The following is a 10,027-nucleotide window of genomic DNA, read 5'->3' as shown; positions in this document are numbered from 1 at the left end:
TTGAGCACTTCACCCACCAGCTCGGGGTCCAGGGCCGAAGTGGGCTCGTCGAAGAGCATCACTTCCGGCTCCACGGCCAGGGCACGGGCGATGGCCACGCGCTGCTGCTCGCCGCCGGACATGTGCGACGGATAGGCGTCCTTGCGGTGCGCCACGCCGACCTTGGCCAGGTAGTGCTCGGCCTTTTCGATGGCTTCCTTTTTTGCCACGCCGAGGACATGGACCGGTGCTTCGATGACGTTCTCCAGGGCGCTCATGTGCGACCAGAGGTTGAAGTGCTGGAACACCATCGCCAGGCGCGAGCGCATGCGCTGCAGCTGCTTGGCGTCGGCGGCCTTGAGGCCGCCGTCCCTGTTGGCCACCAGCTTCAGCTCCTCGCCATTGAGGAGGATCTTGCCGCCGTGGGGCTGCTCCAGCATGTTGATGCAGCGCAGGAAGGTACTCTTCCCCGAGCCGCTCGAGCCGATGATGCTGATGACGTCGCCCGCCTTGGCCGCCAGGGACACGCCCTTGAGCACTTCGTGGCTGCCATAGCGCTTGTGCAGGTCTTGGACTTCCAGTTTGTACATGGTCTAGGTCTCGTTTGGCTCAGTCGCTCAGCAGGCGTCCCTGACGAATGGGTTCACGGCCGGCCACCTTGGCCAGCCACAGTCCAGGTTGCGCGAAACGCGTACGTTCGCGCGCGAACAGCACTCCATCCACCGACGCGCGCACCACGGCGTGGCGGTCATCCAGCGGATCGATCACCTCGAACAGCGGGTCGCCCGCCTTGACCCTGGCCCCGGCGGGTTGCAGGAAGCTCACCACCCCGGCATGGGGCGCGTAGAGGTATTCGGCGCCCTCGAAGGGCGTTGGCTCGCAGCTCTCTTGCGGCGCAGCCGGCCACTCGCCAGCGATCAGCCCCTGCTCGGCAAGGTAGGCCAGGATGGCTTCGGCACGCGCCTCGGCGAGCGGCTTGTCGGTGTCCGCCATGCCGCCCAGCTCGACCGTGGTCGCCATGCAGGCCGGGGGAATCGCGGCCTGGGCAAAACGTTGCGCCAGGCGCAGCCAGGGCAACGAGCAGGATTCGTCGAAGGAGTTGCCGCCGGAGTCTTCGGCGGTCAGCACGGCGCCCGCGTGCAGGCGTGCCGCCAGTGAACGCAGCGCAGCCCCGTGCTGCGGCAGGCAATAGAGGTGCACGGCGGCCTCGAAGTCGCAATGCAGGTCCAGCACCAGGTCGGCGTCGCAGGCGTGCTGCAGCAGCAGTCGCTGCAGGCCGCTCAGCTCGGAACCCGCCGGCGGCAGCGCGGCGAAGGCTTCCTGCATCGCCTGGCGGATCAGCGCAACGTTGGCCTCGGCATCGGTGCCCAGGCGCGCATCCACTCGGGGCGCCACCAGGCTGGCCAGATCAGGGAAGTCGCGGTTGAAGTTCTTGCCGCTGCCGAACTCGAAGCGGCCCTGCTGGGTCGCCTGGAGCAGTTGGCCGAGGCCGATGGGGTTGGCCACCGGCGCCAGTTCGATCAGGCCGGTCAGGCGGCCCTGCTCTTCCAGTTCGCGCAGGCGGCACTTGAGCTCCACCGCCACACGCATCCCCGGCAGCTCATCGGCGTGCAACGAGGCCTGGATATAGGCCTTGCGCCCACCGCTGCCGAAACGGAAGACCGTCAGCTGACGGCGGGTCCCCAGGCAACCCCAGGGCAGTTCATGATCGATACGTTGCATGGCATCAGGCCCTGCGCGGGGCCAGGTAGGCCAGGTAGCGACGCTCGGCGGCCTTGAACAGGCGCACCAGGATGAAGGTCAGGCACAGGTAGAACGCGCCGGCGGTGATGAAGGCCTCGAACGGCAGGTAGTACTGCGAGTTCACGGTGCGCGCGGCGCCGGTGATGTCGATCAGGGTGACGATGGACGCCAGGCTGGTGGTGTGCAGCATCATGATGACTTCGTTGCTGTACTGCGGCAGTGCGCGACGCAGGGCCGACGGCAGCAGGATGCGGCGGTACAGCTTGGCGCGAGACATGCCCATGGCCTTGGCCGCCTCGATCTCGCCATGGGGCGTGGCCTTGATGCTGCCGGCGAGGATTTCCGCGGTGTAGGCGCTGGTGTTGACGGCAAACGCCAGGCAGGCGCAGAAGGTGGCGTTGGACAGGTAGGGCCAGAACGCGCTTTCGCGCACCGCCTCGAACTGGGCCAGGCCGTAATAGATGAGGAACAGCTGCACCAGCATGGGGGTGCCGCGGATCACGTAGGTGTAGAGCCAGGCCGGGAGGTTCACCCAGGGCTGCTTGGACACCCGCATCAGCGCCAGCGGTACGGCGGCGGCCAGGCCCAGGGCCAGGGAGATCGCCAGGAGCTTGAGGGTCACCAGCACGCCGCCGAAGTAGAGCGGCAGGCTCTCCCAGATCACGTTGTAGTCGAAGATCATAGTTCAGCCGCCTTGATGCCTGCCGAGTAGCGCCTTTCCATGTAGCGCAGGGCCAGCAGGGAAACGCTGGTCAGCACCAGGTAGAGCGCCGCTACCGCGAGATAGAAGGTGAAGGGTTCACGGGTCGCGTCCGCTGCGCTCTTGGCCTTGAACATCATGTCCTGCAGGCCGACCACCGAGATCAGCGCGGTGGCCTTGGTCATCACCAGCCAGTTGTTGGTGAAGCCGGGAATCGCCAGGCGGATCATCTGCGGCACCAGGATGCGGAAGAACACCTTGGTCCCGCTCATGCCATAGGCCAGGCCGGCCTCGCCCTGCCCTTTGGGGATCGCCATGAAGGCACCGCGGAAGGTTTCCGAGAGGTAGGCACCGAAGATGAAGCCGAGGGTGAAGACGCCGGACCAGAAGGGGTCCAGGTCGATGTAATCCTCATAGCCGACCATGGGCGCCACGATGTTCACCACCTGCTGGCCGCCGTAGAAGATCAGCAGGATCAGCACCAGGTCCGGGATGCCGCGGATCACGGTGGCATAGGTCTCGCCCAGGATGGACAGCCACCTGATCGGAGAGAGTCGGAAAGCCGCACCGATCAGACCGAGCACCACCGCCATGGTGATGGACGACAAGGCCAGCAACAGGGTGAGCCAGGCACCATCGAGAATGGTCGAGCCGTAGCCGTTGAGCATGATTCAGATCCTCATGCAGCGCGCCGGACCGAGCCGGACGGCACCGCTACAACGAAAAAGTGGCACAAACCGCTATCTGAAGTTTGTGCCACTTTCTGGGAAAAGCGATTACTCGCCGTAGACGTCGAACTTGAAGTACTTGTCCTGTACTTCCTTGTACTTGCCGTTGGCGCGGATGGCGGCGATGGCAGCGGTGATCTTGTCGGCCAGGGCCTTGTCACCCTTGCGCACGGCGATGCCGGCGCCCTCACCGAAGTACTTCTGCTCGGTGTAGTCCGGACCCACCAGGGCGAATCCCTTGCCGGCGTCGGTCTTGAGGAAGCCGTCGTCGATGTTCACCGCATCCGCCAGGGTCGCGTCGAGGCGGCCGGCGGTCATGTCGAGGAAGATTTCGTTCTGCGAGCTGTAGCGCACCACTTCGATACCGGCCGGTGCGTAGACCTCGGTGGCGTAGCGGTCGTAGACCGAGGCGCGCTGCACGCCGACCTTCTTGCCCTTCAGATCAGCCAGCGGATCGTTGATCACGGTGCCGGCCTTCATCGCCAGCTTGACCGGGGTCTGGTAGTACTTGCCGGTGAAGTCCACGGACTTCTTGCGCTCTTCGGTGATGGTCATGGACGACAGCACGGCGTCGAACTTGCGCACCTTCAGGGCCGGGATCAGGCCATCGAATTCCTGCTCGATCCACTGGCACTTGACCTTCATCTCTTCGCACAGGGCGTTGCCGATGTCGTAGTCGAAGCCGGTGATCTTGCCGTCCGGAGTCTTGTAGGCGAAGGGCGGGTAGGCGGCTTCGATACCGATACGCAGAGGCTTGGCATCATCGGCAATGGCGGCCAGCGGCGACAACAGGGACAGCGCCATGGCGCCGAGAAGTACAATCTTCTTCATCTTATGACTCCTTCAAAGGGGTATGGCTTCTGTCGGCAGCGTGAGAATTCGCCCAGACGGTCCACGAAATTGTAGAAAGAGTCGTCGTCTTTGCCGGCTGAAGTCTGTGGGCAAAAGGCTCCGACTGGGTGTGCGGCATTCTAGCCACAGCCCTTAAGTCGATATTTCTTCAATGCGACAACAAATTACAGAAGCGCTGGAGAGGGGGAGGAAGAGGATTGACAGGCGCGAGGAAAAGTGCCGGAAACAGATGTTATAGAACCTGGTACTTCAGCAATTATCAGGCCAAAAAATAGAGAAGCCTTAGTTTCTGGCGTCTCCAGGATTTCGACTTGTTCCGAACAAGCTGGAGAATGCCCCGGAACGATCCATTGCGTTCCCGAAGGAATCGAATGGGCGCACGGCGTAACGCGAGATGTTACCTGGAGCGACTCCCCTTCCCCGCCATGCCGAAAAACCGATATTAAGTCGGTATTTAGCGCGAGCGGCGCACCAGCCGGACTTGTGGGAGCGAGGGGGACGCCGAGTTCTTGCTCGCGAACAGCCCGAGCGCCACCTTTCGCGAGCAAGCTCGCTCCTACACCAAGCACAGTTCACCCTGATACCTCGCCCACAAATGCAAAACCCCGCCCCGGCTTGTGGCCGGGGCGGGGTTTTGCGGCAGGGCCGGGTCAGGCTGCCTGCATGGTGCGGTGGGTATCGATGAGGTGTTGCACCACGCCGGGATCAGCCAGGGTGGATATGTCGCCGAGGGCATCGTATTCGGCGACGGCGATCTTGCGCAGGATACGGCGCATGATCTTGCCCGAGCGGGTCTTCGGAAGGCCCGGAGCCCACTGGATCACATCGGGGGTGGCGATCGGACCGATTTCCTTGCGCACCCAGTTTCTCAGCTCCTGGCGCAGTTGCTCGGTGGACTCCTCGCCGGCATTCAGGGTCACGTAGACGTAGATGCCCTGGCCCTTGATGTCGTGCGGTACGCCAACCACTGCGGCCTCGGCGACTTTCGGGTGGGCGACCATGGCGCTTTCGATCTCGGCGGTGCCCATGCGGTGCCCGGAGACGTTGAGCACGTCGTCCACGCGGCCGGTGATCCACCAGTAGCCGTCTTCGTCGCGACGGGCGCCGTCGCCGGTGAAGTACATGCCCTTGAAGGTCTTGAAGTAGGTGTCGACGAAGCGATCGTGGTCGCCGTACAGGGTCCGCGCCTGGCCCGGCCAGGAATCGATTATCACCAGGTTGCCTTCCGCGGCCCCCTCGATGATGTTGCCCAGGTTATCCACCAGCGCCGGCTGCACGCCGAAGAACGGCCGCGCGGCGGAACCCGGCTTCAGCGCATGCGCGCCCGGCAGCGGGGTCATCAGGCAGGCGCCGGTCTCGGTCTGCCACCAGGTGTCGACGATCGGGCAACGGCCCTGGCCGACGTTCTCGTAGTACCAGTGCCAGGCCTCGGGGTTGATCGGTTCGCCCACCGAACCCAGCAGGCGCAAGCTGGAGCCGTCGGCGCCTTCGACCGCGGCCTTGCCTTCGGCCATCATGGCGCGGATGGCTGTCGGGGCGGTGTAGAGGATGTTGACCTTGTGCTTGTCGACGATCTTGGCGACACGGGTCATGTCCGGGTAGTTCGGCACACCCTCGAACATGACGGTGGTGGCGCCGTTGGCCAGCGGGCCATAGACCAGGTAGGTGTGGCCGGTGACCCAGCCGATGTCGGCGGTGCACCAGAAGACTTCGCCCGGACGGTAGTCGAACACGCGCTCATGGGTCAGCGAGGCGTAGGTCAGGTAGCCGCCGGTGGTATGCAGCACGCCCTTGGGTTTGCCGGTGGAGCCGGAGGTGTAGAGGATGAACAGCGGGTCCTCGGCACCCATTTCCTTCGGCGCGCAGGTGCTGCCCGCCACTTTCATCAGGTCCTCGTACCAGACGTCGCGGTGCTGGTTCCACTTGATCTCGCCACCGGTGCGCTTGACCACGATGATCTTCTGCACGCTGCTGGTCTCGGGGTTGGTCAGCGCGTCGTCGACATTGGCCTTCAGCGGGGTCTTCTTGCCGCCACGCAGACCCTCGTCAGCGGTGATCACCACCTTGGAGCGGCAATCGATGATACGGCCGGCCAGCGCCTCGGGGGAGAAGCCGCCGAACACCACGGAGTGGATCGCGCCGATGCGGGTACAGGCCAGCATGGCGACCACGGCTTCCGGGATCATCGGCATGTAGATGGTCACTACGTCGCCACGGTGCACGTCCTGGCCGCGCAGGGCGTTGGCGAACTTGCAGACGCGCTCGTGGAGGTCGCGGTAGGTGATGTGCTCGTGCTCGGCAGGGTCGTCGCCTTCCCAGATGATCGCGACCTGGTCGCCACGCTCGGCGAGGTGACGGTCCAGGCAGTTGGCGGAGACGTTGAGGGTGCCGTCGGCGAACCACTTGATGTCGACGTGGTGGTCGTCGAAAGAGGTCTGCTTCACCTTGGTGAAAGGCTTGATCCAGTCGATGCGCTTGGCCTGCTCACGCCAGAAGCCATCGGGATTGATCACGGACTGCTGGTACATGGCTTTGTAGGTCGCCTCGTCCGTCAGGGACTGGGCGGCCACTTCAGGGCGGACCGGATACAGAGAAGCAGCACTCATGGGTCATACCTCGGTGGGTAGTTGTTTTTGTATGGCGCCTTTTGTATCCCCCGGCCCTCTGTAGGGCCATTCGACCATGGTCTTACCAAATACGGACTATGGTCGAAGCCCCTGGAACCGCATTCTCGTCGACAAACCTGGCGATGATTCGTAGGAGCGAGCTCTGCTCGCGAACGGGCGGCGTGCAAGAGCGTCGCGAGCAACGCTCTTGCACGCCGCCCAGAACGAGCCGAGGAACCATCCAGGCAAAAAAAACCGGCCCATGTCCGAAGACATGGGCCGGCGAAGCACTATCGGGTCGTTGGTGAGAGCCCGGGCATCGAGCCCGGCTGACGGCACGCGGACGACCGGCCGCGCGCCGTACAGAGTCAGACGTGGGCGTCCTGGTATTCCTTCTCGGCTTCGTCGAAGCGCTGGACCATCGCGGCGGACGGGCCGTTGCCGATGCGGCTGAAGATCAGGATGCCGAGGGTGCAGAGGATGAAGCCCGGAATGATCTCGTACAGGCCGGTCCAGCCGAAGAAGTTCTTCCAGACCACCACGCTTACAGCACCGAGAATCATGCCGGCCAGGGCGCCGTTGCGGGTCATGCCTTTCCAGACCAGGGACAGGATCACCACCGGACCGAAGGCGGCACCGAAGCCGGCCCAGGCGTAGGACACCAGGCCCAGCACCTTGCTCTCCGGGTCAGCGGCAATAACGATGGAAATCACGGCCACCAGCAGCACCATGGCGCGACCGACCCAGACCAGTTCGGCCTGGCTGGCGTTCTTGCGGAAGAAGGCCTTGTAGAAGTCTTCGGTCAGGGCGCTGGAGCACACCAGCAGCTGGCAGCTCAGGGTGGACATCACCGCAGCCAGGATGGCGGACAGCAGCACGCCGGCGATCCAGGGGTTGAAGAGGATCTTGGCCAGTTCGATGAACACGCGCTCATGGTTCTGGGTCACGGCACCCGCCTGGTCCGGATGGGCGGAGAAGTAGGCGATGCCGAAGAAGCCGACGGCTACCGCGCCACCCAGGCAGAGGATCATCCAGGTCATGGAGATGCGGCGGGCGTTCGGAATGGACTTGACCGAATCGGCAGCCATGAAGCGCGCCAGGATGTGCGGCTGGCCGAAGTAGCCCAGGCCCCAGGCGAGCAGCGAGATCACGCCGACGAAGCTGGCGCCCTTGAGCATGTCGAAATTGGCGGCATCCTTCATTTCGATGGCCACGAAGGTGGTGTCCATGCCGCCGGTGGCGATCATTACGATGACCGGGGTGAGGATCAGGGCGAAGATCATCAGGCTGGCCTGGACGGTATCGGTCCAGCTGACTGCCAGGAAACCACCGACGAAGGTGTAGCAGATGGTGGCCGCGGCACCGGCCCAGAGGGCGGTTTCGTAGGAGATGCCGAAGGTGCTCTCGAACAGGCGGGCACCGGCGACGACGCCGGAAGCGCAGTAGATGGTGAAGAACACCAGGATCACCACGGCGGAGAAGATGCGCAGGATGCGGCTGTTGTCTTCGAAGCGGTTGGTGAAGTAGTCCGGCAGGGTCAGGGCGTTGCCATTGTGCTCGGTCTGCACGCGCAGACGGCCGGCGACCAGCAGCCAGTTGAGGTAGGCGCCAATGATCAGGCCAATGGCGATCCAGCTTTCGGAGAGACCGGAGAGGTAGACGGCACCCGGCAGGCCCATCAGCAGCCAGCCGCTCATGTCGGAGGCGCCGGCGGACAGCGCGGTAACGAAGCTGCCGAGGCTGCGGCCACCCAGGATGTAGTCGGAAAGGTTGTTGGTGGAGCGATAGGCGGCGAAGCCGATCAGCACCATGGCCGCGATATAGATCACGAAGGTGATCAGCATCGGGTTGCTCATACTCATGGGGGTCTCCCCTGCTCGTTTGTTTTTATTCGGGGCGGCGGGTTGTCCGCTCCCGTGGTTGCTATTTGGCAGACGCTTGTGACGGCTACCGGTTTGATCCTCGACCACGTCGGCGACAGGGGCCGGACAATCCTCGTCGAGCAATGCTTGCAGGGCATCCGGCCCTGCCAATGCAATAGAGAACCAAGCCCCGGGAGGCTCAGTCCGCCATGCGAATCAGTGGAATTCCCGAGATACCCCGCAAAAGCCGCGGATCACGCGGAAATCAGGAGGCATGAGGGTCAACAGGCCGCATACGACATCGGAAGGGAAGGTGGCAATGCGGGCCTGGATGGATTCACCCCGCACGACGTGACTTGCTGCCGACATCACGCCCCCTCCTCTATGTGGAAAACAATTCTATTGGGTCTAGTACAACCTCACCGGCCCGCAAGAACGCTTCTCGTTCCCGGCACCCCGTAAGGCGAGTGCGGAATTTAGAGATATGGCACTCCGCCTTTCTTGTCGGATTCTCTGATTCCTTTATCGAATACTCTGATTCAGGGAACTTTCCGCCAAAAGGTGCAACCTGCCGCCCGTCAGAAGTGTCGGACATTTCGCCCAAAAATCCGGATTGGCCGGGAAGCCGGGTTGCGCCATCAAGTACAACCGCACATCAGGAATGTAAATTCAGGTTGCGATAGCCGACAACCAACGGGTTGCTCCCACACGAGCAATACCGATGACTGGCCTGCCCAGGCGACAACTCGGGAGGGGGTGGTTGGGCTTATTCGGCGCCGCGCAGGCGTTTGGGAGTCAGGCCGAGATAACGGCGCATGGCCGTGGTCAGGGCGCTCTGGCTGGAGAACCCGCATTCCTCGGCAATGCGCACCAGGGGCTGGTCGCTCTCACGCAGCAGGCGGGCCGCTCGGTCGAGGCGGGTTTTCAGGAGGTACTGGTGGGGCGTGAGGCCCACGCAGTCCTTGAACTGGGCGTGGAAGTGGCTGGGGCTGAGGCAGGCGACCTGGGCCAGTTCGGCGACGCTGATGCGCCGGGCCAGGTTGCCCTGGATGTAGCCGTCCAGGCGTTCGATATCGAGGCTGCCGGCCGGACGCCGCTTCACTTCACCGAACAGCCGCAGGTAGAGGGCGCGCAGCAGGATGCCGCCCAGGGAACGCGCCAGCAGCGGATCGCTGCCGTAGCGGGCGAGTTCCGCGCCGGCATAGCTCAGCAGGTTCTGGAAATCCGCATCCAGCTCGGGATAGCGCGGGGTCTCGAAGAGGCGGCCGAGCAGGTCGAGATCCTCGGCCGAGGTGCCCTGCTCATCCAGGTCGAGGATCAGCATGCGGTTCTCGCCCATGCCGGCGAACTGGTGCCCGGCATCGCCCGGCACCAGGCAGGCGCGCATGCGGCAGACCTCGCCACCACGGCCATCCACCTCGAATTCGGCGCGGCCGGCAAGGGACAGCACCAACTGGTGATGATCGTGGGCGTGGTGGTGAGCCTGGTCGTCCAGGCGCAGGAGGCGGGCTTCGAGCATGGGGCGGCTTGATCAAAATTTGCGCATTCTAGCGATGG

At 63.8% G+C, this 10,027-nt stretch carries 8 protein-coding genes; all 8 read right to left on the bottom strand.

Annotation, left to right across the window (positions count from 1 at the left end):
- On the bottom strand, positions 1 to 569 hold a 569-nt coding region (locus E8F11_RS03905), incomplete at its 3' end, for an ATP-binding cassette domain-containing protein (RefSeq protein ID WP_280287493.1).
- Between the two features lie 19 nt (positions 570 to 588).
- Positions 589 to 1,701 carry a M14 family metallopeptidase gene (locus E8F11_RS03900; RefSeq protein WP_280287492.1) on the bottom strand — a complete coding sequence of 371 codons (1,113 nt, stop codon included), beginning with the start codon at positions 1,699 to 1,701 and terminating at the stop codon, positions 589 to 591.
- A 4-nt stretch (positions 1,702 to 1,705) separates the two neighbouring features.
- On the bottom strand, positions 1,706 to 2,404 hold the full coding sequence (locus E8F11_RS03895; RefSeq protein WP_280287491.1) for an ABC transporter permease: 699 nt from the start codon (positions 2,402 to 2,404) through the stop codon (positions 1,706 to 1,708).
- Positions 2,401 to 3,090, bottom strand: coding sequence for an ABC transporter permease (locus E8F11_RS03890; RefSeq protein WP_280287490.1), 690 nt, complete (start codon positions 3,088 to 3,090; stop codon positions 2,401 to 2,403). Before E8F11_RS03890 ends, E8F11_RS03895 begins: the two co-directional genes overlap by 4 nt.
- A 108-nt stretch (positions 3,091 to 3,198) precedes the next feature.
- Entirely contained in the window at positions 3,199 to 3,981 is a 783-nt protein-coding gene (locus E8F11_RS03885) for an ABC transporter substrate-binding protein (RefSeq protein ID WP_280287489.1), read from the bottom strand.
- Positions 3,982 to 4,652: 671 nt separating this feature from the next.
- Complete coding sequence (acs, locus tag E8F11_RS03880; RefSeq protein WP_280287488.1) at positions 4,653 to 6,608, bottom strand: acetate--CoA ligase; 1,956 nt, start codon at positions 6,606 to 6,608, stop codon at positions 4,653 to 4,655.
- Positions 6,609 to 6,976: 368 nt separating this feature from the next.
- Positions 6,977 to 8,470 carry a sodium/proline symporter PutP gene (putP, locus tag E8F11_RS03875; RefSeq protein ID WP_280287487.1) on the bottom strand — a complete coding sequence of 498 codons (1,494 nt, stop codon included), beginning with the start codon at positions 8,468 to 8,470 and terminating at the stop codon, positions 6,977 to 6,979.
- Positions 8,471 to 9,236: 766 nt separating this feature from the next.
- The gene (locus E8F11_RS03870; RefSeq protein WP_280287485.1) at positions 9,237 to 9,989 is read right to left on the bottom strand and encodes an AraC family transcriptional regulator; all 753 of its coding nucleotides are present in this window, start codon (positions 9,987 to 9,989) and stop codon (positions 9,237 to 9,239) included.
- Between the last annotated feature and the right edge of the window lie 38 nt (positions 9,990 to 10,027).

The sequence above is a fragment of the Pseudomonas sp. BN417 genome, from assembly GCF_029871205.1.
Lineage (GTDB): Bacteria > Pseudomonadota > Gammaproteobacteria > Pseudomonadales > Pseudomonadaceae > Metapseudomonas.
Note: the sequence above shows the minus strand (reverse complement) of the source record. Positions and strands in the feature narration are given on the sequence as shown.